The sequence below is a fragment of the Enterococcus sp. DIV0756 genome (assembly GCF_051710745.1).
In the GTDB taxonomy this organism is placed as follows: Bacteria; Bacillota; Bacilli; order Lactobacillales; family Enterococcaceae; genus Enterococcus_A.
In genome coordinates this window covers 237108-262704 of the sequence record NZ_JBIOLF010000002.1, presented here as the reverse complement: position 1 = coordinate 262704, position 25597 = coordinate 237108, and the positions used below count along the sequence as shown (strand labels likewise).

At 35.7% G+C, this 25597-nt stretch carries 24 protein-coding genes; 19 read left to right on the top strand and 5 right to left on the bottom strand.

Annotation, left to right across the window (positions count from 1 at the left end; translation table 11 throughout):
• Positions 1-5 precede the first annotated feature (5 nt).
• From IGI44_RS17665 to IGI44_RS17645, 5 genes are all read left to right on the top strand, one after another.
• Positions 6-1502: an amidohydrolase family protein gene (locus IGI44_RS17665; RefSeq protein WP_438789255.1), complete on the top strand. Its 1497-nt coding sequence runs from the start codon at positions 6-8 to the stop codon at positions 1500-1502.
• A 45-nt stretch (positions 1503-1547) separates the two neighbouring features.
• Positions 1548-2948 carry a YfcC family protein gene (locus IGI44_RS17660; RefSeq protein ID WP_438789254.1) on the top strand — a complete coding sequence of 467 codons (1401 nt, stop codon included), beginning with the start codon at positions 1548-1550 and terminating at the stop codon, positions 2946-2948.
• A 630-nt stretch (positions 2949-3578) separates the two neighbouring features.
• Positions 3579-3986: a DUF4430 domain-containing protein gene (locus IGI44_RS17655; RefSeq protein WP_438789253.1), complete on the top strand. Its 408-nt coding sequence runs from the start codon at positions 3579-3581 to the stop codon at positions 3984-3986.
• Positions 3973-4533: an ECF transporter S component gene (locus IGI44_RS17650; RefSeq protein WP_438789252.1), complete on the top strand. Its 561-nt coding sequence runs from the start codon at positions 3973-3975 to the stop codon at positions 4531-4533. Before IGI44_RS17655 ends, IGI44_RS17650 begins: the two co-directional genes overlap by 14 nt.
• Before the next feature lie 180 nt (positions 4534-4713).
• Positions 4714-6072: an FAD-dependent oxidoreductase gene (locus IGI44_RS17645; RefSeq protein ID WP_438789251.1), complete on the top strand. Its 1359-nt coding sequence runs from the start codon at positions 4714-4716 to the stop codon at positions 6070-6072.
• A gap of 613 nt (positions 6073-6685) precedes the next feature.
• On the opposite strand, the gene IGI44_RS17640 is transcribed toward IGI44_RS17645, so the two are convergent.
• The 5 genes from IGI44_RS17640 to IGI44_RS17620 form a co-directional block, all read right to left on the bottom strand.
• Positions 6686-7345, bottom strand: a complete 660-nt coding sequence (locus tag IGI44_RS17640) for an EFR1 family ferrodoxin (RefSeq protein WP_438789250.1) — start codon at positions 7343-7345, stop codon at positions 6686-6688.
• 157 nt (positions 7346-7502) lie between these two features.
• A complete protein-coding gene (locus IGI44_RS17635) occupies positions 7503-8144 on the bottom strand; it encodes a DUF2922 family protein (protein WP_438789249.1) in 642 nt (213 codons plus the stop codon).
• 50 nt (positions 8145-8194) lie between these two features.
• The gene (locus IGI44_RS17630) at positions 8195-8578 is read right to left on the bottom strand and encodes a hypothetical protein (RefSeq protein ID WP_438789248.1); all 384 of its coding nucleotides are present in this window, start codon (positions 8576-8578) and stop codon (positions 8195-8197) included.
• An 83-nt stretch (positions 8579-8661) separates the two neighbouring features.
• Entirely contained in the window at positions 8662-8898 is a 237-nt protein-coding gene (locus IGI44_RS17625) for a DUF2922 family protein (RefSeq protein ID WP_438786624.1), read from the bottom strand.
• Between the two features lie 14 nt (positions 8899-8912).
• Positions 8913-9116 carry a hypothetical protein gene (locus IGI44_RS17620; protein WP_048719264.1) on the bottom strand — a complete coding sequence of 68 codons (204 nt, stop codon included), beginning with the start codon at positions 9114-9116 and terminating at the stop codon, positions 8913-8915.
• 786 nt (positions 9117-9902) lie between these two features.
• Here IGI44_RS17620 and IGI44_RS17615 point away from each other — a divergent pair.
• The 14 genes from IGI44_RS17615 to IGI44_RS17550 all read left to right on the top strand — a co-directional run bounded on the left by IGI44_RS17615 (position 9903) and on the right by IGI44_RS17550 (position 25179).
• Complete coding sequence (locus tag IGI44_RS17615) at positions 9903-10652, top strand: LytR/AlgR family response regulator transcription factor (protein WP_438789247.1); 750 nt, start codon at positions 9903-9905, stop codon at positions 10650-10652.
• Positions 10645-11916: a sensor histidine kinase gene (locus IGI44_RS17610; RefSeq protein ID WP_438789246.1), complete on the top strand. Its 1272-nt coding sequence runs from the start codon at positions 10645-10647 to the stop codon at positions 11914-11916. Before IGI44_RS17615 ends, IGI44_RS17610 begins: the two co-directional genes overlap by 8 nt.
• A gap of 405 nt (positions 11917-12321) precedes the next feature.
• Positions 12322-13419, top strand: a complete 1098-nt coding sequence (locus IGI44_RS17605) for a tyrosine-type recombinase/integrase (RefSeq protein WP_438789245.1) — start codon at positions 12322-12324, stop codon at positions 13417-13419.
• A gap of 230 nt (positions 13420-13649) precedes the next feature.
• The gene (locus tag IGI44_RS17600; protein ID WP_438789244.1) at positions 13650-14327 is read left to right on the top strand and encodes a WxL domain-containing protein; all 678 of its coding nucleotides are present in this window, start codon (positions 13650-13652) and stop codon (positions 14325-14327) included.
• Positions 14328-14389: 62 nt separating this feature from the next.
• Positions 14390-15499, top strand: coding sequence for a DUF916 and DUF3324 domain-containing protein (locus IGI44_RS17595; protein WP_438789243.1), 1110 nt, complete (start codon positions 14390-14392; stop codon positions 15497-15499).
• 24 nt (positions 15500-15523) lie between these two features.
• Positions 15524-15877, top strand: a complete 354-nt coding sequence (locus IGI44_RS17590) for a hypothetical protein (RefSeq protein WP_438789242.1) — start codon at positions 15524-15526, stop codon at positions 15875-15877.
• The gene (locus IGI44_RS17585; protein ID WP_438789241.1) at positions 15864-19640 is read left to right on the top strand and encodes a hypothetical protein; all 3777 of its coding nucleotides are present in this window, start codon (positions 15864-15866) and stop codon (positions 19638-19640) included. Before IGI44_RS17590 ends, IGI44_RS17585 begins: the two co-directional genes overlap by 14 nt.
• 50 nt (positions 19641-19690) lie before the next feature.
• Positions 19691-19924: a hypothetical protein gene (locus IGI44_RS17580; protein ID WP_438789240.1), complete on the top strand. Its 234-nt coding sequence runs from the start codon at positions 19691-19693 to the stop codon at positions 19922-19924.
• A gap of 17 nt (positions 19925-19941) precedes the next feature.
• Positions 19942-20667, top strand: coding sequence for a winged helix-turn-helix domain-containing protein (locus IGI44_RS17575; RefSeq protein ID WP_438789239.1), 726 nt, complete (start codon positions 19942-19944; stop codon positions 20665-20667).
• A gap of 161 nt (positions 20668-20828) precedes the next feature.
• The gene (locus IGI44_RS17570) at positions 20829-21593 is read left to right on the top strand and encodes an EFR1 family ferrodoxin (RefSeq protein WP_438789238.1); all 765 of its coding nucleotides are present in this window, start codon (positions 20829-20831) and stop codon (positions 21591-21593) included.
• Positions 21594-22045: 452 nt separating this feature from the next.
• Positions 22046-22618, top strand: a complete 573-nt coding sequence (locus IGI44_RS17565; protein WP_438789237.1) for a GNAT family N-acetyltransferase — start codon at positions 22046-22048, stop codon at positions 22616-22618.
• A gap of 254 nt (positions 22619-22872) precedes the next feature.
• On the top strand, positions 22873-23274 hold the full coding sequence (locus tag IGI44_RS17560; protein WP_438789236.1) for a saccharopine dehydrogenase NADP-binding domain-containing protein: 402 nt from the start codon (positions 22873-22875) through the stop codon (positions 23272-23274).
• Positions 23275-23375: 101 nt separating this feature from the next.
• Positions 23376-23906, top strand: a complete 531-nt coding sequence (locus IGI44_RS17555; protein ID WP_438789235.1) for a hypothetical protein — start codon at positions 23376-23378, stop codon at positions 23904-23906.
• A gap of 514 nt (positions 23907-24420) precedes the next feature.
• Positions 24421-25179: a CPBP family intramembrane glutamic endopeptidase gene (locus tag IGI44_RS17550; RefSeq protein ID WP_438789234.1), complete on the top strand. Its 759-nt coding sequence runs from the start codon at positions 24421-24423 to the stop codon at positions 25177-25179.
• Positions 25180-25597 lie beyond the last annotated feature (418 nt).

Genomic DNA, 25597 nt, shown 5'->3' with positions numbered 1-25597 from the left:
GCGACATGCGAAAAATTCTTCGTTCTAATTACATTTTCGATGGAGAAAACTCTCCCTTCAAAGGCTATATCGCTTTTAGCGGAGAAAAAATTGAAGAAATAAAGAAAGATTGGTCATATCAGCATTTGGTTGATGATCAAACAACAGTACTTGAATACGATGATTATTTCATCATGCCAGGATTACACGATAATCATGTGTTTTTTAGCGGTTATTTAAGCATGCACGCGGGGATTGACTTAGCAGAAACAAGATCAGAACTAGAGGCTTTGCAAAAAATTAAAGATGTACTTGACCTAAAAAAATCTGAGCCTATCTACGCGTATGGCTGGTCACCGCAGGTTTGGGGAAGTTTGCCTACTCAAGATTTACTGGAACAGCTTGATTATCAGGGACCCATTACGGCAATTGCCTGTGATCGTTCTTATTGCTGGATGAATCGACAGGCGAAAGAGCGTTATGGCTTCAATGAAACAGAAACAAGTGCCGAAAGCCGTTTTCGTTTGATCAAAGAAATGCTAAGCAATCAGGAACTAGTCCAAACAGTTTATCAAGAGTTCGAACAATTATTACTTTCAAGAGGTGTGGTGTCGATCAAAGAAATTGTTTTTGATGATGCGAAATTCTTGAAGCAAATAGAAGCACGAAAATTGGCTACACACTTTTATCTTCAATCCGTAGAGCAGCCAATTGATGTGCGACTAGTTGAACAATATAAAGAAGAGCCATTTCCTGCAAAGATAACCTTTGGTGGAATCAAGATTATGGTCGATGGTGTGGTTGCAGATGAAACTGGAGATATTCTAGGAACATATTCTTCTGGTAAAAAAGGACCTGAGATCGATTATCAAGTGATTGCTGATGAAGTAGAAAAATGGAATCAATTGGCTGTTCCATGCTGTTTAACTACAGAAGGGGATCGAGCAGGATTAGAGGCTGCCAAAATTCTTAACCATTATGGAAAGCGCTTACCCGAAGGCTTGTATAATTCTATAAGTGATTTAGAGATGATCACAAAGGAAATGGTGAGAGAGATGGCAGAAGGAAAAATCATTGCTGAGATTTACCCGCAAATACTGGGGTTAAATCCCTCCTATGAGGAGGCCTACATGACTGAAGTTATCAGAAATGAGAAGAAGGCCTTTTTCAATTATCAATTATTGCGAGAAGCTGGTGTTTCAATAACCAGCGGAACGGACTTACCGCTTTTTATCACCAATTTACCTGAATCAATCGTTCGAGCCTGTTTTCGGCGTTTCCCGCATGGAAATGAAACGTGGCAACCAGAAAAAGGGCTGACAACAATAGAATTATTGCAAAGTTTCACCAAAAATGGATTTGTGGCTAATGGTAAGGAAAGTTACGGTGTTCTTCAAGTAGGGAAATCAGCAACATTTGCCATTTTTGATCGTGATTTGACACAAACTGTCTGTGAGGAAGTTGCTGACGCTAGGACCATCATGACTTATTTGGATGGTGTAAAGGTTTATGAAAAAGTGTAAATTTTGATATAACGTTATGATACGATATAAGGAGTGTTAAACTAGATGGAACTTAAGAAAAAGAAGTTTGTTTTTCCCCATAGCTATACCTTGATCTTCCTTTTGATTATTGTTGCAGCTCTGTTAACATGGTTTATTCCAAGTGGTCAGTTTAAAACAATCGTAGAAACGATTAATGGAATGGAAAAAACAACGGTTGTCCCAGGAACTTACCATCAAATTGATAAGGCCGGCTATGGACAAGGGATTGGAGCCATATTAGAGGCGCCAGCTGCTGGTGTGATCAATGCAGTAGAAGTGGTGGCGTTTGTCTTGATTGTTGGTGGCGCTTTTGGAATTATTTTAAAAACAGGAGCGGTGGACAGGGGATTATTTACCATGGCTCAATCTTTGGGTGATAAAGGGATCCTGGTGATTCCACTTTCCATGATCCTGTTCAGCCTAGGGGGCTCGACTTTTGGTATGAGTGAAGAAGTTATCCCACTATTTGCTATTTTTGTTTCACTAATGTTTTCACTAGGATTTGATTCTATGACAGCGATTTTGATTCTCTTTTTGGGTACTCAGGCGGGTTATATTGGTTCAACGATCAATCCCTTCAATGTTTTGATTGCCCAAGGAGTAGCGGATGTCCACGGAAATCCGCTGTTAATTTATCGAGTAATTTGCTGGGCAGTCATAACAGCGATCTCGATCATTTTTACGATGCATTATGCGAAAAAAGTTAAGGCAAATCCTGAATCTTCCATTGTTTATAGGAATGATCAAAGAGTGAAGCACAAATTTCAAAACTTTGAAGTTGATAAGCCATTTAGTATGAGTGATAAATGGATCATTGGTGGATTTATTGTTGGATTGATGATTATGATCTGGGGAATTATTTCTCAGGGCTGGTATATGGTCGAAATCTCGGCATTGTTTGTAGGAATGGGCTTATATGCTGGAATTGTAGCTAGATTTAACCAAAAGCAGATAGCAGAAGCTTTTGTTGAAGGCTGTGCTGACTTTGCCTATGCAGCGGTAATTATCGGTCTTGCTCGTGGCGTATTAGTCATTTTAGAAAACGGAATGATTATAGATACGATCTTGAACAGTTTAGCCAATTTGTTAGGCGGCTTGCCGAAATTCATGTTTTCAGCTATTTTATTAGTTGCTCAAGTGATTGTGACTTTCTTTGTACCTTCCTCATCTGGTGCAGCAGCGTTAACGATGCCTGTTATGGCACCACTTGCTGATCTGGTTCATATTAATCGAGATGTTGTCGTTTTAAGTAATCAGTTCGGTAATGGCTTAATGAATTTAATTTCCCCAACTGGGGGAGTTTTGTTAGCAGGATTAGCGATTGCTGAAATCAACTTTTCTAAATGGTTAAAGGTAGGATCGAAAATTTTTGTAATTTTATTCGTTGCTTCAGCTATCCTGTTGTATATTGCTACATTGTTATAAAAAATTTTGATAACCACAATAGTAGAATGTAAATAAGAAATGCAATCAACCTCTGGGATTGAAAAATCATGGAGGTTTTTCTGTGTTGTAGATTTTTTCGGAAACTACAACAATACGAATCAGACATTTTCGCAAATAAATGCCGTGAAAATATCTAGCGTACTCACGATCGTTCACGCTGTTACAGCGTGAACGCATTTTAGATTTTGTTGTGATTCTAAACGCAATTTTTTTCTATTTAGTATTATTTATTTGTTTTGTCCTCTACGACATGTATAGATTGTTTCAATAGTATTTATTTTATTATGGATATCTGTTATTTTGAATATAGCAGTTGGATTTTTTAATCATTAGATTTTTTTTTAGCGGAAAAACTATTTGAATAGATTAAAATAAACTGCTAGAACGAAACAATCAGAGTTTAAAAAGTGAATATCCTTCAATCAACAACTAGGAAAAAGGTGAGATTCCTTTACAGTCCCTCTTTCTACTGTAATGCATGTTGCAAAGTCAGATACTAGTGTGGATTGATTCGAACAAGCAATATCAGGGGCGTTTGTTTCAAAAGTTTTTTGAGCCCCCATTGTTTTTGGGGCTTTTTTTATGAATAAAACTAAAGGGGATAGAAGAATGAAGAAAAGAAATTTGTTTTTAGCACTATTTTTAAGTGTAATATTATTTAGCGGCTGCAACTCGAAACAAGGAGAGTCTACCGATAGCAGTGCAGCAAAAGAACAAGTTACAAGTACTGAACGTTCGGAGGAAAAGGCGACGATTACTTTATTAGATGGTGATAAGGAGCTGTCTAAAAAGGAAATCACTTTTAAAAAGGATCAGAAATTATTTGATGTTTTAAAAGAAAACTATTCGGTTGAAGATGACGATGGAATGATTACTTCGCTTGATGGACACGCACAGGATGCGAAAAGCAATAAATATTGGGTCTTTACAATCAATGATGAACAAGTAAACAAAGGAGCCAAGGAAGTCACGCTAAAAAAAGACGATCGAGTGGTGTTCAAACTTGAACAATTCTAGTCGAACCATTTATTCTGCATTTTCGCTGGGAGTAAAAGAATTAAGTTTGTTGTCTATGTTAGTCGCTCTATGTGTGGTTAGTCGGACATTTTTTCAATTTATTGTCAATGTACAACCCGTTACCGCTATATTATTAATTATTACCATTTATTGGGGAACGTACCAAGGACTGTTGGTCAGTCTACTATCTATTCTAATCACGAATTTTTATATGGGAATGGGTGTTTGGACGATCGCTCAAGTGAGCACCTATTTTATCATTATCCTACTAACAGGCTTGCTCAAAAAAGTGCCTAAATTTAGGCAGAGTATTTTGATACAGGCACTCTATGCAGGACTTACAGGACTATTGTTTGGTTTTTTTATTTCTGCGATTCAGGCGCCTTTTTTAGGAATTTCAGCTTTTCTCCCTTATTATCTAGCCGGAATTCCTGTTGATACCATGCATGCCGTCGGGAACGTGGTCTTCTACTTGCTATTAGCGCCTGTTTTAAAAAAATTATTAACACAGACCATTCAACGCTGGCATAAATTGCATAGTAAATAATCATTAAAAGATATACCTACGCGAGTAATCGTAACAGGTTTATCTTTTTTTACGTTTCAGAGCCTTAGGTTGGATAGAAGCTGTTTCTTTTGCTAGGTCGTGAGCTAAAATATGTCTTTATCTACGAGGTGTACGCTACAATATAGGTGTATCAAATAAATTATACAGGAGGGATTTTTGATGAAGGTTATTGTATTAGGATCTTCACACGGCGGCTATGAAGCGGTCGAAGAGTTACTATTGACTCATCCCAAAGCGGAAATTCAATGGTACGAAAAAGGTGACTTTATCTCATTTATGGGATGAGGCACGCAAATGTATCTCGAAGGAGTCGTGAAAGACGTAAATTCAATTCGTTACATGACAGCCGAAGAGATGGAACAACGCGGGGTTCGCGTTTTTACCAATACTGAAATTGCTAAAGTGATACCTGACAGGCACGAAGTTGAAGTACTCGACCATGTTAGCGGTCAGACTCGAACAGAAACCTATGATAAATTGATTTTAAGCCCAGGAGCAAATCCATTTATCCTACCAGTTCCTGGTCATGATCTGAAAAACATTGAAACGATGCGTGGCCGTCAAGACACAATCGATTTGAAGCTGCATTCTGTTGATCCAGCTATTCAAAATGTTGTCGTTGTAGGTGGTGGCTATATCGGTATCGAAGCAGCAGAAGCCTTTGCGAAAGCTGGGAAGAAGGTCACGCTTGTAGATATCATCACTCGACCATTAGGTGTGTATCTTGATCAAGAATTCACCGATATCCTTGAAAAAGAAATGACGAATAACGGCATGAATTTGGCAATGGAAGAAAAAGTCGTTGAATTTGTCGGTGAGGATGGAAAAGTCAGCAAAGTCGTGACGGATAAAGGTGAATATTCTGCTGAGTTAGTCGTTATGTCTGCTGGTGTTAGACCAAATACGGCTTGGTTAAAAGATGCTGTGGACATGCATCCAAATGGCATGATCAAAACCGATGACTATATGCGGACAAGCGCAGAGGATGTCTTTGCGGTTGGTGATGCGACGTTAATTCAATACAATCCTGGACAAACGAGCGTCAATATTGCGCTTGCGACAAATGCGCGACGTCAAGGACGTTATGCCGTGAAAAATTTAGAGGAAGCCAACTATCCATTCCCAGGAGTCCAGGGTTCATCTGCGTTGCGGGTGTTTGATTACAAATTTGCCTCGACTGGCTTGAATGATCAGATGGCAGAGCGGCTAGAAATTAAGACCAAATCTGTTTTGCTAGACCAAGACACGTTGATGGACTTTGTTCCGGCAAATATGAAGGAACGGATGCTGTTCAAATTGGTTTATGATCCAGAAACCTATGCAATCTTAGGAGCGCAAATCATGTCGAAAAAGGATTTAACCGCGAATATTAATGCAATTTCAATCGCGATTCAAACGAAATTTACGATCGAGCAGTTGGCTTATGCAGACTTCTTCTTCCAACCAGAGTTTGATACGCCGTGGAATCTGCTTAATATGGCTGGATTAAAGGCGCTTCAACAGGAGAATAAAGCTTAATCCGCAGGTATACTTTCAAAATAGAGAGCTTACAGAAAATAAAAAAGATCATTGAGAAACGTTAATCGTTTTTCAATGATCTTTTTTGCGTACTTAATTTTTATAGGAAATTTAAAAGATTATAGAGGGTATTTCTAACTAATTAGTGAAGTAATTTTCAATTACTAGGTTTACAAATAAAAATTGCATTTATACGACGAAGTTTGTAAGCCGTTTCCTCGTAGAAAAGTGAGCCACTCAAATTGATGGAAAATTACCCCGCCACCAAAGATTAATTTTCGTGAGAAAAAAATTTCTTTTATACGTGTTTCATTGATTTATTCTTTTATATAACCAAGGATGCACGAAGATATTTAGACCTACAGGAGGTGGCAACTATGCCGAGTTGAGCCAATTTCATAATTAGTTGCTCTTAATCAATTAATTTCTCTGTGTATACACTCAAAAAGAGGAGAATTCTCATAACTACTATAAAAAATATCTTGTTCATTGGTTTTTATTTTGTTAAGGTTGTAAGAATATGAGTTTTTATGAATTGTTTTCATATAATAGAACATTCTGGAGCATAAAACCAGAGCTTTTAGACTTGCTAGACTGCTTAATTTGAATTTTCTTAATTAATTGTACTCTTTTTACGATAAAACATCTCCGATAATCTGATATCTGGATTATGGAATTGTGTTCTATTTTTTACACGTTTATTGCCATGAATTGCTTTCTGAGGACACCATTGCATACAAGCTACACAGACATCACAATGTCCTCTAAAGGATGGGGTTCCATTTTCCAACACAATGTTATTTAACGGACAAATTTTCGAACAAGTTCCACATCCGGTACATGTTTTTGTAACTAAAAAATTTTCATCTTTATCTACTCGATGATTTAAATACAACCAATGAAATGCATAGTGATGTGGTAAAATTCTTCCGATTGAAGTTTTCTCACTTTTTTTTATATCTTTACTGAACTCAAGAGATAGTCTTTTCATCTTCAAAAGTTTTTCATTCATATTTTTCTTATTCAAATCGTATTCCATAATATTATTTGCGACTGTATGGATCACTTTCCCATAGGACAATTTTTGAGATTTTCTTTTTAAACTATTATCCAGAAATTCCAAAGGTGCTCCAGGTAACCCAGCGCAGGTAACTACAGAAAAAACATAGACAGTTGTATGAGCAAATTCTAATTCTCTTATAAAGTTTTCTACTATCCTCGGTAATCCCCAGAAAAAAAGCTGGGAACACAAACCCAATTTTTTTACTATCACAATAGTAATTACCAGGTGTCATTTTAATTAATTCTGCGTCTAGTTCACTCGATAGTACCTTGGCGCTTGCCAAGCTAGCTATTCCCTGTGACTGTGATCGTAGGGGCCGAGAATTCTGCTTTCCTACGCATAATTGACAGGATTTAGCTATAATTGTTTATTCTCGTGGGGTGCTCTCTGGCGCGTCTTTGTTTCGACTTCTTCTTCTGAAAAGCCGATGGAACAGGCCTTTACGTTCCTTTGTGTCTTGAATGTCAGTTGATCGATGAGTATCAGCTTGCTGTCTTTGACGGTCGCAAACAATGATTTCCACCGATGGGTCATTTTTATTGGGTGGAAGCGAGTCTTTATTAAGGTTTATTTCTGTCGCATCCTCGATTTCAATCCGCGTCAATCGATCATAGTGACGCCCGCGTGGTTGGATTGTGCTAGGGGGGATACTAGGTACTTTGGTAGCTAGATCGTTTCCTGTTTTTTCTGATTCATCGCTAACCTCAAAACAGCCAACCTCTTCACAGGTTGCTTCCATCGGTGGGGCGATTTCTGGAATCATTTCTTCCGGCGCATGTTCCAAATCAAAGATCAATGTTTCAATCGTGGTCACAAACTTGGCCGATAGGGCGGAATCAAATAGTTTTACGCCATCTTGTTCGAACAGGTCGAGTGTGGTTAATAGTTCGCAAGCTTCTTTGATTTCTTCTGCCGGCAAGCTGGTGTCCACATTTTTGTAACGCCAGGTATGTCTTCCACCGTCATTTTTCGAAAATAAGGCGACTAAATCTGTCGTTTCAGTACTCATAGAATCGTTCCTTTCTGTATTTTTTGCGCAGGGTTATTCGTTGTTCATTTTCAAGTTTCGGTTGTTTCTTCGGGACGGACAGTTGAGATAAGGGAACGGACAACAGAGAAGACTTTTTCGCCAAAGTTTCTTATGGGGAAGACACGTAGTTTCAGTCGTTTCCACTCAGGCGCTTGAAAGTAATCCTCAAAAAAGTAAAAGAACCGTTTCATCGTACGTGTCGCTTTGGTGTTCATAAATAAGTAGCGGACAAGATCCTCCAGAATGTGGGCGAACTCTTGCGCGCCAAGTTTAAAGCGGACACGTAGCGCTAAGATATATTTGATGGTTACACTGCTATTTTGTGATTCTTGGTAATACTCCATGATGCGTCTTTCTAATGTTTCTGGTTTTAGTGAAAATGCTTGGTCGCATGTCAACAGTTGCTCATTCATGGATTTCTCCTCCTTGTTTTGTCTGTAATGTAACTTTAGTAGAGGAGGGCGGTACATCTACCGCGACTCCTCAAATTATTCTTTTACGGTTGTTCTTGTGTCGTATCAAAAATCACGGTTTCAATCGTTTCGACGTACTTGGCACTTTCTACCGTGTGGAATAAGTCTGCGCCATCTTTATGAAAGAGTTTTACCCGAGTCAAGCGTTCCAATAGGGCTCGGATTTCAAGAGGCGATTTTTTTGTATCAGGATTAATCAAACTCCAGGTCTGTTTCTTGCCTAGGCTGTTTCTAAATACGGTCACTAATTTCTTTTTCATCTAGCTGCACCTCCTTATTTGGTATAACGTGATTGACTGGTTAGGATCACGCCGTCTAAGTTGCTGTCTTCAGGTGAAAGTGCCGTCAAGATATCCCCCAATTCCAAAACGGCTTCTTCCGTTGGTTCATCGATGACATTTTGGAACGTCACCTTGCTTAGTTTGTCTTCGCCAGTATCGATTTGTACTTGTAATTTATTGCCAATCTTTTGAATCATAGTGATTCCTCCTAATTTATTTTTAATTCCCAATTTTTCCTGACATAAAAATTCAGAAGATTCTTGTACATGTCTACGTTATGCCTACAGTTTTACTAAGCACACAAGTGAAACTAGTATAATCTTTCTGAAGCAAGAAGAACTGACAAAGTTGTACGGATATCCATGTTTGTGATTCTGTCCCGGCCGGTGTCTATAAGATAGTCGATTTTTCAAAAAAGTGCGAATTTGAAATTAACCACTCCCCCCCCTAATTTGACTCCTTTTGAGGCAAAATACGCCTTTTTTTAGTCAAAAGTGGTTAAATTGGAGGGGGTACGTGTCAAATTGCAATTTGAGATTCCTACGTATTTGTAGTATAATGCAAAATTTTCAAAGAAATGGATTATACATAAAGGATTTAAGATTGTAATTCTTACTTTTTTAGTTGTGTAAGGTGAATTCGTTTTACAAGAATTATTTTTGGAGTAAAGACATTGATTTTTTTAGTAAAGAAAGATGCATAAATCTTCTGTTTTGGTTAAATGAATGGTTGATAACATTGAGTTTATTTCAATGTGGCCAATGTAAAATAAGTCAAAATTTATTATTATCTTCTTCAGTAAACATAAATGTGAGAACAGGCTATTTTAACAAATTAATCATTATTTCTTTAAAAATTAGGATCGAAAATATATTGATGTACATATTATCACTAAAAAAATAAACCGAATTAGAAAATAACTATTAATATTACTAAAATCATGTGATATTCTTATGATAAAAAGAGTGATTGGAGAAGATGAAATGAATATCGCTATCTGTGATGATGACAAATTATTTTGTCAGCAAATGAAAAAAAATATTGATCATTTCTTTATAGATAAGAATAATAATTATGTTAGCGAGATTTTTCTTTCTGGAGAGGAATTATTGACCCATTTAAGAAAGAAAAAAAAGAGTATTCAACTTTATTTTCTTGATATTGAAATGGAAGGAATCGATGGTATCAGTGTCGCGAAGAAGATACGGGAGGAAGACGTGGATGCGCTGATTATTTTTATAACATGCCATGAAGAAAAAATGCCTAAAGCTTTTGATGTGTTTGCTTTTCATTATTTGATGAAACCAATTGATCAGAAGAGTGTTTTTAATATACTTAACTCAGCCTACAATTATTTAGAAAGAAAGATGACTATTTTTCAATTTGCTATCCGAAAGCAGATTTATACGCTACCTTTCTCTCAAATTGAATATTTTGAAAGTGCTGGAAGAAAAATTAGAGTACATTCAAAAAATAATGTGATCTATGAATACTATGATGTATTAGATAGAGTAGAAAACCAAATATCCTCTGAGTTGTTTGTTCGGATTCATAAATCTTATCTGATTAATTTAGATTATTTACATAAAATCGAAAGTAAAAAAGTGATTATGAGAAGCAATGCTTCGTTTCCGATTAGCAGAAAGTATCAAAAACATTTTCATCATAAATTCCGAAAATTTCATCTTAGATATGAAATAGTTTCTTTTTCTAGTGGTGATAACCATGTTTAAAGAAATCCTCTATTCTAGCTTCCTTTATACAACATTGTATTCTTTAAACTACTATCTTCTAACAAGCTATTTTTTGACTTTAAAATCAAAAGTGAATAAACAAGCAGTATTTTTAATACTGTTCATTAGCACATATATTTACGCAGAGATTAATGGATTAATAACACCATTAGGGCCTGGGACGAAACGAAAATTATTGTTAGATCTGTTAATGATCATTTATCTAATCATTAATATGGCCTATTATGCTGATACGTGGAAAAAGAAAATATTTGTATCGGGGATGCTTTTATATTTTCAATTAATGAGTGAAGCAATACTATGGATACTTCTAAATCTAGTTTATGGAGCTGATGGAGCAACTCGAATTGTTCAAACAGATTGGCATGCAGGAGAAATGGGGAATTTTATTGTGTTTTTCCTTGTTATCTACATAAGGAGAAAGGATGGCGGAAAAATTAATTATTTAACAACGAAAACAATTATTTTGCATTTAAGCATTACACTATTGTGTATAACAATGGCTGGGGATTTTTTATATGAAACAAATCTTTTTCTTGTTTTGCGTTTTCTTGTCTTAATTATTCTTTTTTACTTCTATTTCAAGCATGTAGAGACAACCGCTAGAGAAAATTATGAATTGCAGCTAAATGGACAAAAACATTTGTTAATGGAAGAGTATTATCGAAAAATCGATAATTACCACAATGAAGTTAGAATCATTAAGCACGACATGAAAAACCAACTGTTGAATTTGGAAGGGTATTTAAGAGAAGAAAATATTTCTCAAGCCAGGACGCAGTTAGGAGCGTATCTTTCAGAATTAACAAGTATTGAAAATTTTTATTTTACATCCTATCAGCCATTAAACTTATTTATCGGTCACAAATATACGAAGGCACAGGACCAACAAATTAAATGTATTTTCGAAATTAATCTTCCGCCGACTATTGAAATTGCTGAAAATGACATTATATCTTTAGTGGGAAATGTATTGGATAATGCAATAGAAGCATGCGAACATTGTAATCATGAACGATTTATTCATCTTAATTTGGAATTGAAGAAAGGATGTATGCTACTGATGTGTGAAAATAGTACGGATGGAAAACATAAAAGTCTATCTACGAGAAAAAAAGTTAATTTGACACATGGTATTGGAATGACAAGTATAAAAAAAATAGTAGAAAAGTATAATGGAGAAATGGATTATAAATGGAGCGAAAACAAATTCTTGTTAGAATTAACTCTAATTGAGTGTTAAAATTGACAATTAACAGATGATTTTTTACAAAAAAAATAGAATAGTCCTCCTTTTTGCTAAAGTTTTCATATAGCAAAAGGGAGGACATTTTTTATTGTAGAAGATTTTTTTCCTGTTATTAGCTAGAACAGGAAGTTGTTGTTAAAGAAATTGCTGATTTGTGATAAATCAATAACTTAAATAATAGAAAAATAGTGATACCACAAAAATGATTATCAGTTACTTTGTATTTTAACTTAATTTATTTGGTTAATCAATCTATTTTTAATAAATTAAAATATTTTATGTTCGTGATTGGTAATTTCTGCTTATTTTTAAAGTAGATGTAGACATTCTAATTCTGTGTTTCACCAAAAATTTAAATCAGAAAAGCGTCAATTTCGCCGTCAGGAAAGGAAGAGTTTTATGGCAAGAATTGGAGATAATTTATATAAGCGTAAAGATGGTCGTTGGGAGGGCAGATACATCAGAGATCGTAGACCAGATGGAAAAATTATTTATGGCTATATCTATCATCGAAAATATCAAGAAGCAAAAAAGCTTCTTTTTGAAAATAGGCTCGCTTATAGAAAGTACTATCAAACTTTTGGCAAACATCATGCTTCTGGACAAATGGTAAACGAATGGTTCAATTATTGGCTTGATCAGAAGAGGGCGCAAGTAAAACAAACAACTTATCAGAGTTATGAAAGCAAAATGATAAATCACATCATTCCCTATTTTCAGGATACTCAATTGAATAAACTTACAGGTGAAATAATCCAACAATGGTTGTTAAAACTTTCAAAAAGGATAAGTGCCAACTCAGTACATGCAGTTTTTCGAGTATTTAAGCAGGGAATTAAGGCGGCGCTAGATAAAGAACTACTATATAAAAGCCCATTAAAGGAAGTTATTTTGCCCAAGCAAATGAAAAGTGACGTTCGATCTTTTTCAAGAAAAGAACAGGAATGCATCGAACGTTTTTGTCAAACAACCAAAGAACTTCCTATAGTGATGGCACTGGATACGGGTATGCGAATTAGTGAAATTCTTGGACTTACCTGGAGAAATATTGATTGGGATAATCAGACTATCTCTATTGAACATATCGTTCAACGAGTCAAACAAGGAGATAAGACGCAATTGATATTCACGACGCCAAAAACCTCTGCCAGTATCCGTGTTATTCCTCTAACAAAGCGATTAATTAGATTATTAAAAAAACAAAAAAGAGAGTCTAAAAGTCAATTTATTTTTGAAGGAAATCGTGGAATGCCTATTGATCCAAGATCAGTACGGTATCGCTTTGAAAAGGTAAAAAAGAACAGTGATGTAGGTGATTTACCGTTTCATGCATTAAGGCATACTTTTGCGACGCGTTGTCTAGAATCCGGAATTAATATAACTACGGTCAGTGCTTTATTAGGACATAGTTCTGTCAAACTAACTCTAGATATTTATACTAATTCATTTTTATGTGAAAAGAGAAAGGCTATTGAACAACTGGAGAGTAGTTATTAGTGATCCGAAATAAGTCGTTATGTCGTCAAAAAGCCGTCAACATCTGTTACAAAGCTTGTTTTGAAAAGCCCCAAAAAAATTTCCCATTATAGCTAATAATAGGAACTTGAGCAGATTATCATATAGAAATGTAAACATCAGTCAGTAATTATAACAGACTTTTGAGCAATGCTAAACCAGAAAAATAGTTTTCTGTTTAGAAATATAAGAAAAAAAGGAGAGAGAAACAAATGAAGAGTTTAAAAGGAAAGATGTTAGTAAGTTTAGCTAGCGTGGCCACATTAGGAGCAGTTACGCTAGGGAGTGTTGGGGTATTTGCGGCTAATGCAGGAAATGAGAATTCTGATGTAACAGTAGGGTTTAGAAATTACACAGAACCACCTGGGACTGGAGATGGAATTCTATCTTTACAACATGTTCCAGAAGTTATGAACTTTGGTGCTTCGAATACAGCCGGTGGTACTCTTACAGCATTAACAGGTGATTTGAATGGGGCTGAATATGCGATGCTTCGCGATGATCGTGCTGTGAGTGACCCAACAGATTGGGAACTTTCTGCAAAAGCATCTAATCTTACTGCTACAGACAATAGTTCAATTATCACTAACGGTGATATCCGGATTGGTTCAACTGGTGCAATTAAAGAGTGGGGACCGAGTTCTCTCGATCCGACACAACCTCAATTAGGGTCAGACTACGCTTCACAGCCAACAGTTACTAGAACGCCTGTTGTACTGCCTCTAGATGGAACGACTTCAGATACATTAGCAACGACAAGTGATGCTGGAACTCGAGGATATTTTGCCTTGCCGCTAGATAGTGTTGAAATGAACATTACTTCTGTTAGTTCTCAAGCAGGTAAACAGTTTACAGGTACAGTTACTTGGACATTGGATGATTTAGTATAATTATGACTTGAAAGAGAGGGGAGGCTTATTCTCTTCTCTTTCATTAGTTAAGGAGCCCTATTATGAATGGATTAATTGAAAATAATTCTAAAAGAAGTCTTTTCATAGTCACCAATTTATTTCTTCTTTTATTAACAATTTTTGGCTTACTGTTTCCTATGACTGTTTTTGGAGAGGAAAGCGGTCAAATCGGTAGAAAAGACATAAATCCTAGATCAAGCACTTCTACTAGTGGTGTTGGTTTTACTGTAGAACCTGTGTTGACGGATACACAGATTGATCCCTCTAAAGGTTATTATTTTATCAGAGTGGAGCCAGGTAAAATACAAGCTATTACTCTAAGGGTGAAAAGTACAATCAAAGAATCACGGACAGTTAGTATTAGTGTGAAGGATGCTTTCACAAATGGAAACGGAGCGATTGATTATAACGGAACTGAGTTTAAACGTGACAAATCACTAATGAACTCACTTGAAGAAATGTCCTCTGTTTCGTCAAAGAAAGTTACAGTAAAAAATTTGGAAACTAAAGAAGTGACAATCAAGATTCACACACCTGTAGAGCCATTTACTGGAGTAAAAATGGCAGCTATCTGTGCCATTAGTCATGATAATAATGATAAGGAGAATAAGGAAGGTCTGTCTTCTGCATACGGTTATCGAATAGGATTAATTGTTACTGAAGAGGAAGAAATAGAAATAGACAACGGGGCATCTCTCAATCTGTTAAAGGTAAAGCCAACGGTTAATCGTGGCAAGCGAGTCATCCAATCAACATTCCAAAATCCAGAGCCAAAAATTTTGAAAAATTTGACTGTTGAAACAAAGCTTCGCAGAAAAGGGAACGAGGAGGTCTTGAGGATGAGAAAGACCAACAGCATGCGGATGGCACCTAACTCACAATTTCATTTTGACACCAATTGGGGATTGGACCCGATTGCTCCAGGAACCTATGTCTTATCTATGAAAGCTCATTCTGACAAAAAAAATTGGACATGGAAAGAAGAATTTACCATTGGTGAAGAACAAGCAAAGAAAATCAATGAAGAGGCGACTTATACAATTACTTACCCTAAATGGGTACCGATCATAGTCATCCTTCTAGGTGCTTTGACGATTTGTTCGATTGGTATGCTATATGTGCGTCGAAAAAAATGGTCTGTATCAAAATAAGTTCATAGAAAGGAAGGGGGACTTATGAGAAAATCAATGACTATGTTTGTTTTACTGGTTAGTTTATTGTTCAGTAGCTTGTTCGTGAATATCACTAGAGTGGATGCACAAGCTCGAACAGCAGTGACGATTTCCTTTAAGGAAGCAAATGATTCAATACCACTACCGAAGGAGAATGAAAATCTTCCATTGACACAAGCAACAGAAATAAGAAAAGGGGGATTTACTTCTGATTTATCAGATGCAAAACGGCTGCCAGTAACTGGTGAGGAATACAATCAAACTTTAATTAAGTTGGGATGGTTAATGTTGTTTGCAGGTATTTTCTTTTATTTGATAGGAAAACTTGGAAAGGAGAAGTATGATGCGGAAATATAAGAAAAGATTTGGTCTTTTTTTTCTATCAGTTATGCTGCTTTTTTCTAATATTTCTCCAGAGGTAGTTACAGCGGTTATGGATTTGACTACTCAATCAAATGAAGTCGCAACGAGTAACAGTGATTCGGAAGGGACGAGCAGTGAGACATCAACTGAACCAATAACTTCACAAAATCAAGAAGGACAACCTGCTGTAGAGGATATTGTAGCTGAAAATGATTACGAAGAACGAGAATTATCTGATGAAATCACAGGAAATTCTCCGCACCCAATTGTCCAAGCAGTAAAAGACTCAGAAGCTAAGCTAGTTGTTCAAAATGAAAATCAGCAACAAATTACACGGTTAGAAAAAATGATTCTCCAGTCAAAGCAAGGGGAGAACTGGCAAAATAAGGAAGAGCACCATATTGATAAGAATCAAGAGATACGTGAGATTCCTTATTCCTTTAAATATGATGTCGATACATTATCACGAATAGTAGTCGAATACACAGTCTCAGAGTTTGAGGATGGATATATAAGAAAGAGGACTAAACACAAAGCACATTACAGATTAAAAGGAACAAAGTCAGAAGAAGCTGATACTAGTAATAAAACAAAAGAATCTCAAAAAGAAAGCTCTCAAAATAATACAGATATTCCAAGTGCGGAGACTAATGATTCATTGATAAGAACTAGCCGGGGAATCATGCCCTTAGGAGCAAATATAAATTACTCGGGGGGATATACTCCAAGTACTTCTACAGGTGAAGCTGGTATTCAATCTAAACTTACCATTTCTGGAATTGGAAAAACCTCAGCAACTATAAGTGGTCAACACTATCGTACAGGCGAAATTAGAGCACCAATTTATATTGTATGGAGTAAACAAAGTAATGGTTTCGGCGCACCTATTTCTCCAAGCGATATGACAAATTTAACTACGAAAAAACAAATGAACTTTTCATCAAATGGTGAAAAGCGAGCCATGTATTTTGATGTCACCTTAAACAACTTAGAGGCAGGCCAAACTTATTATTTTTGGATGTACACTAAAACTCTATTTAGTGCTGATTACACAAAGTTTGGTACTGATAAAAGCGATGATACTGGTGTCAACACAGAGGGGTACTGGAGATACCATTTTACTACAGATTCGGTGGTAAATTTAACTGTTGAAGCGCCAAAATTCTTGTCTACAAAACATAATAGTGCCACATTAGGAACCTCATATTATACAGGAGATATCTCCGCCAATGATAGCGATGGAATCCTAAAAATGAGTGGGAACTCATCTAGTACATTAACAAATAAGGCTACGAATATTGTGCACGAAACAATCTGTGGAACATCTAATGCAAAGGGCAAAGTAAATAATGTTTCAAATGGAAGAACTTTTACGGGATTGACCGCAGGTACAAAATATAAAGCACAGCTTTCTATACGGGATTTTGGAACGACTGGTGCAGGAACTAACTGGGTAAACTCTCCTGAAACAACGATATATACTACAAATACTGTTAGTTCATTGTCACTAACTGAAAACATTAGACCACCGTTAGGCAACGTAAAAGCCTCGGCAGTATTTGAGGGAAGTTATGGATACAATAGTAACTCTACACTTGCTGCTCACCCAAAACCTACTATAAATGAAGCATTACATGTAAAAGTGAAGGAAACCTCAACTAACGATTGGGGAAACTATTTAACGACCACCTCGACTCCTGGAGTCGAAAAAATTCAATGTAGTAATGGCAAAGTGAAATTCAAGGTAACTGGATTATCTCCTAAAAAAGAATATAATGTTGCTTACCATGTAACAAACAATGGTGGAAATTCAGAATGGGGGTTTCTACCCGATGCCAACAAGAGTTTTACTACGTACGCTACTACTATGTCAATAAATACTCCACAAATTACAACTGAGAATGCAACTTCAGCCAAGTTGAAAACGGGAAACTTTTCGGGAGACTCTAGTCGTGCAGAGTTGCTTGTTGAGAAATTTACTGGGGGAACAAGTTGGACAGGAGTAACGAATAGCGCCTATGCAAATGTTCCAAAAACTACTACACAATATGCAACACCAAGTGGGTTTAACTTTGGAGGTCTATTAGCAGGGAACAAATACCGTTCAAGAGTAAAGATGTACTATAATGATTCATCTAATGGGTCGATTCTATCGGGTTATAGTAATGACTATGTTACCCCTAACACGGTTTCAAATCCTGCTGTTACCCCGGGTTCAGTACCTTCATCAATAACTAATGCTTCGGCAACCGTTGTAGGAGAATATCAGGCGGGAACAGAACACCCGAAAGGTTCGGGGGTGACAGAAGGCGTTAGCGGGAAGGGGGTACAAATTGAATTGAAATCACCTACTGACTCAGGTTTTATTGCTGCTGGAGATAAAGCGTCGGATGTTCAAATTAACTCGACTGGATCTATACCCAATATTTCCTTTAAGCTAAGCAACCTACTATCAGCTACCAGATACTCCGTTCGTTATCGAGTCAAAAATAATAGTGGGCTATGGTCAAATTGGGGAACTTCTATTTTTAACACAAGAGGTGTTCCGTTGAAACTTTCTCCGCCAATATTTGAAGAAGCAGAACCAACATCCATTAAAATGAGAAGTGGAAGTTACACAGGCGATATAGATCCTGTTTTAAATCGAGGGATAATCCAAACTGAGTCGTATAATGTCCAGAATGGAAGTCAAACAGATAAAATTTCAAAAGTAACTGATTTAGCCCATAATCCAGTTGAAAAAACTTATGAAGAACGTATTGTTACTGATCTTGACCCAGGGACTCGATATCAAGGATGGTGTGCTTTTAAGGATTACGGGTCTGATGGAACAGATGGAACATATCAGTATAAAGCAAATGATCAACAAGTCTATTTTTATACTACCAACAAGATTAGTAATCTTACCGAACCGGTAAAAGAGATGCCCACTACGACTAACAATGCAAAGGCGACCTTTGTAGGAACTTATGAGGCAGCAGAACGGCACGAGGCTCAGGTAGCTGCGCATCCGACAAAAGTTAAAGTTTTTTTGAAAACAGATAATTCAAATTTCCAGGAAGTAACAACAAGTTCTGAAGGCCCAAGACTATCAAGTGATAATGATATTGATAGTAATCAGAAGAAAATTACGTTCAAATTGGAAGGCTTATTGGAAAATACACATTACCATGTGAAATATCAAGTTGTAAATCAAGGGGGAGACTCACCAATATCTGATTCATATGAGTTTACCACGCTCGCTCGCTCGAACGGTTTTTATATCAATCAAGTACCAGAGGCTTTTAATTTTGGAACCATTGATCTCTCTGAGAATGAAATGAGTCATCCTTTACAAAATACTAATACAGGTGATTACTTCGTTGATTTTGAAAATATCAACATCAATGAACAATGGTCATTGTCTGCAAAATTAAGTAAATTACAAGTTGAGGGCGAGCAATGGACTTTAACTGGTAGTAAGATTGTAATGGACAAACAATTAAAAAAGACTGGTGATAATGGGGTGACATGGAATACTGCTGATTCAAACAGATTTGATTCAGTTTTGGGAATTAACGGTTCATTTAATTTGCCTGCTGATGGCTCTACGAGTATTCCTTTGTTTGAAACTACGGATAGTCAGTATGGTATTGGTCATTTTAAAAATGAAATTTCAACGGATTCTGTAAGACTAATAATTCCGAGAAATACTGGGAAAAAAGGTAAGACCTATGAAGGAACACTTACTTGGACGATGGATCTTTTAGAACCATAAAAAGTTGTGCAGCAGTTTCTGTTGCACAACTTATAAAAGGAGGTAGTCATATGGAGCGTTATGGATGGATGATTATTTTAGCTGTTATAGGAGCGATAGCATTGATTTCTTTTTTCTTTTTCTTATTTGGTGATTTAGAAAAGATTAAGCTTTTGAAAAAATCGAGAATTCATTATTTGTTAAATGCCTCGTTGTTTTTGATAGCATCACTATGTATAGTATTGGCAATTTATCTATACTTTGATATTCAGGAACAAGTTCGTATATTAGGGAATTTATCTTAGGAAGAGGAGAGCGACTAATGCAGATTTTAGTTTTAACTCAGAATATTTTGACAGAAAGTCATTTTCAAGAAAAACTTCAAGGGTTAAACCATGAAGTATTTTGTTCCAAAAATATGCTAGATTTATTAAAAAAGCAATCAGCTGAATGTTTCGGTGGTCACCTTTACCACATGATTATTTTAAGCGAGACATTGTCTAACCGTGAAATAATTAGTATTTTACCTTGTTTGAGAAAATTAAATGCCATAATTTTACGGAAAATTGCAGATGAGCCAAACTCAAAAGAAAAAGAAAGTTTAGAAGGACTGGATATAGATGGATGGGTTACTTCGAATATATCGAAAGATAGTTTAAGAGAAGTGTTGTCTGAAAAGGAGAAGTTGGTGGAAAAGGAAGAAACAAATATTGTTTCTTTTCCTCATGTTCAGTCTCCCACATTGGTTGGTACATACGAACAACTACTGAGCTTTTTCTCTAATACAGAAAAACGTGTAATGAACTTATTGGTTGAATCGGAAGCACGCGTTGTTTCTCGAGAGGAATTCTGTAAGCGTTTATGGGAAGACAAGCCAACAAATTCTCATCTTTCTCAATTGTCATTAACCGTTCGAAATATTCGTCTTAAATTAATCAATCATGGATTACCAGAAGACATTTTGAAAACTGAATGGGGAAGGGGATACCGGTTGTCGCATGAATTCTTTGATTTTTATCCATTAAAAATGGAAAGAATCAAGGGATGATTTACACATATAAAATGATATGATAGTAGAAACAAGGATATCTGGTTTACCAATGGTGGTGGGTCAGATTTTTTATTTATTTTCAAAGAGTCAAGGTATACAAGTTTTCTGTATTATTCCACATTGAAAAGTTGTCAAAAACGGGAAGGAAGAATTATGGAATGGAAAAGAAAATACTGATTCTTTATTTCTCAGGTGCTTCTTCAACCAGAAAAATTGCTAAAAAAATGTCTAAGGAATTTTCATTACCAGTGGCAGTTCATTCGATCGAACATGTTTTAAAAAAGAATCTTTGCATGACAGATTTTTCTGCAATTGTGATAGGTACTCCTGTCTATCATGGGGAGCCAGCTAAAATTTTACTGAATTGGATAGAACAGCAGGAGAAACTAACCAAACCAATACCCGTAATGATCTATAGTACTTGTGGATTAGGACAGTATAATACAAATCGAATTCTAGCAAAAAAATTAGTTAAAAAAAATTTAATCACAATTTACAGCACAGGTTATCGAAGTCCATCAAGTGATGGTACATTGTTGGTAACATCCGTTAATCTTCTATTTCGTTTTGAGAAAAACATAGAATCAAAAGTCCATGGTGATGTTCAAATTTTTGTTGATAAATTGGATAAAGGTCAGACTCAATTATTAATGCCTAGATTTCATTTTAGTAGCGTATTGAATTTGCCAAACAAAACCGTAGGGAAGAGCTATACATTCAGGATCTATTTACACAAAGAGGTTTGTATTAACTGCATGAAATGTAAGAAAAACTGTCCTTATCAAGCAATTGATGCCAGCAAGGCGAATAGCCCAGTGATTAATATTCAAAAATGTGAAAATTGCTATAGATGTGTTCATCACTGCACCGTACAAGCACTGTCACTTAGCAAAAAGAAGAGGCCTAAGAAGCAACTGATATAGTTCTGGAAGAATATCAACCAGTTGGTATACGCATAAGTGAATAAGAATTAGAGAAACATAGGGGTGAATCGAGAACATGAGAGTGAGATTTTTATGTAAAAGCAACGAACGTAACTATCTTTTTAAGGACGAGAAAAAGACACTAGTGAGATAAGTATTTAATTTGAGTGGCTTACCGACCCTAGGAATGCCAATTTTATTTCAAAGAAAATCTGAGAAATAGATAGCATATAAGAGAATATAGATTTAACAGGAATAGTAAAGCCAGAATTAGAAAGTGTTAAGAGTAGTGGAGAAAAAGCGTTTTTTAAATTGGGTAAATTTTATACAATATTTATGAAGTGGCAGGTTTTGTCATGGATTCGATGATGGGGAAAAATTACCTTAGGCAGTACAATGGATTCTTAAAATATATGAAACGAATCATTAAATGATGAAGGGTGAGAAAAACTATGAATGTTGAATTAAACAATATCGGGACGCAAGATTTTGAGACAGATCGACTTCTGCTTCGCAAATTTTCTTACAATGACAATGATAGTATGCGCAAGTATTGGGCAAGCAAGGAAGAGATACAAAAAATGTATTCTGAACCGGTGTATGCCACAAAGGAACAAGCACGTACGTTATTGGATAAATATATAGCTAGTTACAGTAACGATCATTATTATCGTTGGGCTATTACACTGAAAGATAATAGTGATTGCATCGGACAAATAGCCTATTTTATGATCAATGAAAAAAATCATTGGGGTGAAATCGAGTATTGTATCGGCAAGGAATTTCAAAATCAAGGATATATAACCGAAGCAATCATGGGAATTTTAGATTATGGTTTTAACAGTATAGGCCTTCATAAAGTTCAAGTTTGTCATAAAGCGAATAACATTGCTTCGAAGCGTGTGATTGAGAAGTCTGGCTTTAGGTATGAAGGAACATTACGGGATTTTTTCTACATGGAGGGTGACTATGTTGACCGTCTATATTATTCAATTTTAGAAGAGGAGTATAGGCGCCCAGAGTAGGGGCATTAATGGTAAAAAATGTTTGGTTAAGAAGATATTATAGGATCACTTTTGATTTACTTCGCTTTTTTTCACAATTAAGCAACCAATCGTCTTTTATTTTGGAAACATAGCAGCGTGTGATTTATTTGATAGGTAGTATTAGAAAATGAACGAGAATATCCAGATAGGCAGGGAATTACTGGATTTTTGAGACTTTATTTTAATCATATTATTGTTTGGAGAATTGAAAAAAATAGAAAGTGAGTGTAGCTATGAAAAAGCAGATTATCGTACTTGGTGGATCGGGGAGTATGGGTGTCAAAATTTGCAATGCGTTAGCGGAGATGATGCCTGAAATCCATATTATTGTAGGAGATTACAAGCTTGAACGAGGAAGAAAGACAGCTCAAAAGCTGCCGAACGCTAGTGCTTCTTTTTCGGATATAACCAATATTGATAGTTTGGAAGAATTAATCACAGATAAAATATCATGCGTTGTTGTTGCTTTGAAGCAAACAGAACCGATAATTCAGAGAATTTGTTCACGTAAGAAAGTCCCGTGTATTGATATAACAGCTTTTGGTGATTTTACAGAAAAAGTAAAAAATCAATTGCCTATAGATAGTAGTTTATCTGTCATTTTGCTGGATTCTTTCCAGGCATATCTGGGATAGCTGTAAAAGAATCCCTTATAGGCTTTGATCAGATTGATCAAGTAGATGTAAGTCTTTTACAAAATATCCAAGCCAATGTTGGTTTGACAGGAATGTCTGATATGTTGAAGATTATCGCTGAGCCAATAGATGGACGGACAGGATTTGTTAAGAGTCATCCTGTAATTATCAAAGATAAAGAATATCAACTACGGAATATTAATCATGATGAAATAGAAATTCTACAAAGCTATTTAAATATACCCAAGGTAGCATATCATACAAGCTGGGATAATGAAGTGTTTAATAAATTTGTATCATTCATCGTACGAACACATTCAAATAAGTTAATGACTAATCTGATGCGTTTATTGAAAATCAATACAGACAAAGGAATGAAAGAGGAAACAGCTTATCTGATAGTTGAAACTAAAGGGAAAATTAATAATAGTTACACAAAAAAAATGATCCAGTTAGAAGTTTTTTCGGATTATGGAATTACCGCTTGGGCAATTGCCTTGTTAGTAGAAACTATTTTCAACAAACCTTCGTTAAATGGGGTCCTTTATCCTTTTGAAATACTTGATTTTAATGAAATTTTAGTATTAGAGAAATGGCAGAAATTGCGTTGTCTAAAAAACAACCTAGTATAATTTAAAAAACTGGGTAATTTTCACATCGTTTTCTTGCCTAAAGTACTTATACTCTAGATGTTTAATTTTCTTACAACATTCGAAAGGTGGGTCCAATAAAACCGATCAACTTTCAAGCACCAATAGATTGTTTTACTTGGAAGCTTTCAGGAATGTCCGTTTTAGTGTGATATGCTTGTTTTAAATCTAATCGACTATTTATTAAGTCCAGCGAGATACAGCCAATTAAGGTGGTATTGATTTCACCGTAGTTGGACAGAAATTTCAGTATTTCAATGGATTTGCAAAATGAAGATAAAATGCTTAGTTCAGAATATATGGAATTAGTACTGTACTAAGATTAGTGAATTTATGTCGTTCGAAAAAATGAAAGATGTGTATGAGAGAATGCTTGTCCTTTTTGAGCAACGTATTCGGTTCAATAGATGGCAAAGAAGAAACTTATTCAATTTAGTTTATGGTACCAAGTTTCGCTATTTTAGATGGAGTTAATGCATATAGAAGGGATAGATTTATGAATAATCGAAAAATAATTAGACGTTATCTCGGAATTTCTTTTGGTTTAGCCTTTCCAATGGGGCTTCTTTTTCTTTTTCTACATAACAATGACGTATCGACAAATACGACAGTGATCGGAATAGTCGGTTTGATTGTTGGCGGAGGTTCAACCGCGATTGCCGGAGTGACTATCGCTAAATCTTCTGGAAGAGTATCAAAGTATAGAGAAATTCTAAGAGATTTTTTTAATATTCGGCAGTCAGTAGGCGCTTATTTATTAGTGATTCTTTTTTTGCTTCTTAACTTTGGTACTGCTTTTCGACCGATTTCATTGAAGCAATTTATCGAACTATTTCTTATGTCCCTCATATTTGGCGGACTTGAGGAAATTGGCTGGCGATATATATTTCAACCAACATTAGAAAAGAATCGTTCATTCATTACAGCAACATTTCTAACAGCTTTTGTTTGGGGAATCTGGCATTTTATATACTTCATAATTGATGGATCAATATTTGATATGTCAACAATGGGTTTATTGACCTTTTACATGGGCTTATTGGGAAATTCATTTGTCTTAGCTTGTATTTTCTTTTTGACTAAGAGCCTGTGGTTGTGTGTTTGTTATCATGCTTGTCTGAATGCATTTACTCAGTTGTTAGGAGGAAATGATTTGATGCGCTCAGTATTCTTTACAGGTGTCAATATTCTTATTTCATGCCTGCTAGTTCACATATTAGGGAAAGCACGTTTTTCAAAGAGTACAGGAAGTTAGAACCAAAAAACAAGAAAAGAAAACGTTGATAGATGAAAAAGTCGGGATGGATAATATGAAAACATAAGACAATATGACTTAGTTACGCAATTTAGTATTTTTTAGTTAGTTTGAAAATTTCCTTAAACGTGAAGACACTTTTATATTAATTAGAATGCAAAAAATCATTCTTGTTATCAATATCTCGTTAGGTCTTTCTTGTTGAATCTGTCAATAAAGGAGATAACAAATTTTGTATCGAAATTTTTGGTATTCTCAATTTTTTATCATTTGATTAGATCCGATCGGAGAAGGATTAGAGTGACGAGGTTTTCTTTTAGGAAAGTAAGAAAAAGATAGTCGACATTATGAATTTTTATTCTTTTAGGAGTCATTTGGCTTTTTAACATCCACCTGAATTAACGGATGATGAGAGCGC

What these genes read in the sequence shown, in the direction of transcription:
- IGI44_RS17665 (WP_438789255.1), top strand. Translation starts at nt 6, where the DNA reads ATGCGAAAAATTCTTCGTTCTAATTACATTTTCGATGGAGAAAACTCT.
- IGI44_RS17660 (WP_438789254.1), top strand. Translation starts at nt 1,548, where the DNA reads ATGGAACTTAAGAAAAAGAAGTTTGTTTTTCCCCATAGCTATACCTTG.
- IGI44_RS17655 (WP_438789253.1), top strand. Translation starts at nt 3,579, where the DNA reads ATGAAGAAAAGAAATTTGTTTTTAGCACTATTTTTAAGTGTAATATTA.
- IGI44_RS17635 (WP_438789249.1), bottom strand. Translation starts at nt 8,144, where the DNA reads ATGAGTACTGAAACGACAGATTTAGTCGCCTTATTTTCGAAAAATGAC.
- IGI44_RS17630 (WP_438789248.1), bottom strand. Translation starts at nt 8,578, where the DNA reads ATGAATGAGCAACTGTTGACATGCGACCAAGCATTTTCACTAAAACCA.
- IGI44_RS17625 (WP_438786624.1), bottom strand. Translation starts at nt 8,898, where the DNA reads ATGAAAAAGAAATTAGTGACCGTATTTAGAAACAGCCTAGGCAAGAAA.
- IGI44_RS17620 (WP_048719264.1), bottom strand. Translation starts at nt 9,116, where the DNA reads ATGATTCAAAAGATTGGCAATAAATTACAAGTACAAATCGATACTGGC.
- IGI44_RS17615 (WP_438789247.1), top strand. Translation starts at nt 9,903, where the DNA reads ATGAATATCGCTATCTGTGATGATGACAAATTATTTTGTCAGCAAATG.
- IGI44_RS17610 (WP_438789246.1), top strand. Translation starts at nt 10,645, where the DNA reads ATGTTTAAAGAAATCCTCTATTCTAGCTTCCTTTATACAACATTGTAT.
- IGI44_RS17605 (WP_438789245.1), top strand. Translation starts at nt 12,322, where the DNA reads ATGGCAAGAATTGGAGATAATTTATATAAGCGTAAAGATGGTCGTTGG.
- IGI44_RS17600 (WP_438789244.1), top strand. Translation starts at nt 13,650, where the DNA reads ATGAAGAGTTTAAAAGGAAAGATGTTAGTAAGTTTAGCTAGCGTGGCC.
- IGI44_RS17595 (WP_438789243.1), top strand. Translation starts at nt 14,390, where the DNA reads ATGAATGGATTAATTGAAAATAATTCTAAAAGAAGTCTTTTCATAGTC.
- IGI44_RS17590 (WP_438789242.1), top strand. Translation starts at nt 15,524, where the DNA reads ATGAGAAAATCAATGACTATGTTTGTTTTACTGGTTAGTTTATTGTTC.
- IGI44_RS17585 (WP_438789241.1), top strand. Translation starts at nt 15,864, where the DNA reads ATGCGGAAATATAAGAAAAGATTTGGTCTTTTTTTTCTATCAGTTATG.
- IGI44_RS17580 (WP_438789240.1), top strand. Translation starts at nt 19,691, where the DNA reads ATGGAGCGTTATGGATGGATGATTATTTTAGCTGTTATAGGAGCGATA.
- IGI44_RS17575 (WP_438789239.1), top strand. Translation starts at nt 19,942, where the DNA reads ATGCAGATTTTAGTTTTAACTCAGAATATTTTGACAGAAAGTCATTTT.
- IGI44_RS17570 (WP_438789238.1), top strand. Translation starts at nt 20,829, where the DNA reads ATGGAAAAGAAAATACTGATTCTTTATTTCTCAGGTGCTTCTTCAACC.
- IGI44_RS17565 (WP_438789237.1), top strand. Translation starts at nt 22,046, where the DNA reads ATGAATGTTGAATTAAACAATATCGGGACGCAAGATTTTGAGACAGAT.
- IGI44_RS17560 (WP_438789236.1), top strand. Translation starts at nt 22,873, where the DNA reads ATGAAAAAGCAGATTATCGTACTTGGTGGATCGGGGAGTATGGGTGTC.
- IGI44_RS17555 (WP_438789235.1), top strand. Translation starts at nt 23,376, where the DNA reads ATGTTGAAGATTATCGCTGAGCCAATAGATGGACGGACAGGATTTGTT.
- IGI44_RS17550 (WP_438789234.1), top strand. Translation starts at nt 24,421, where the DNA reads ATGAATAATCGAAAAATAATTAGACGTTATCTCGGAATTTCTTTTGGT.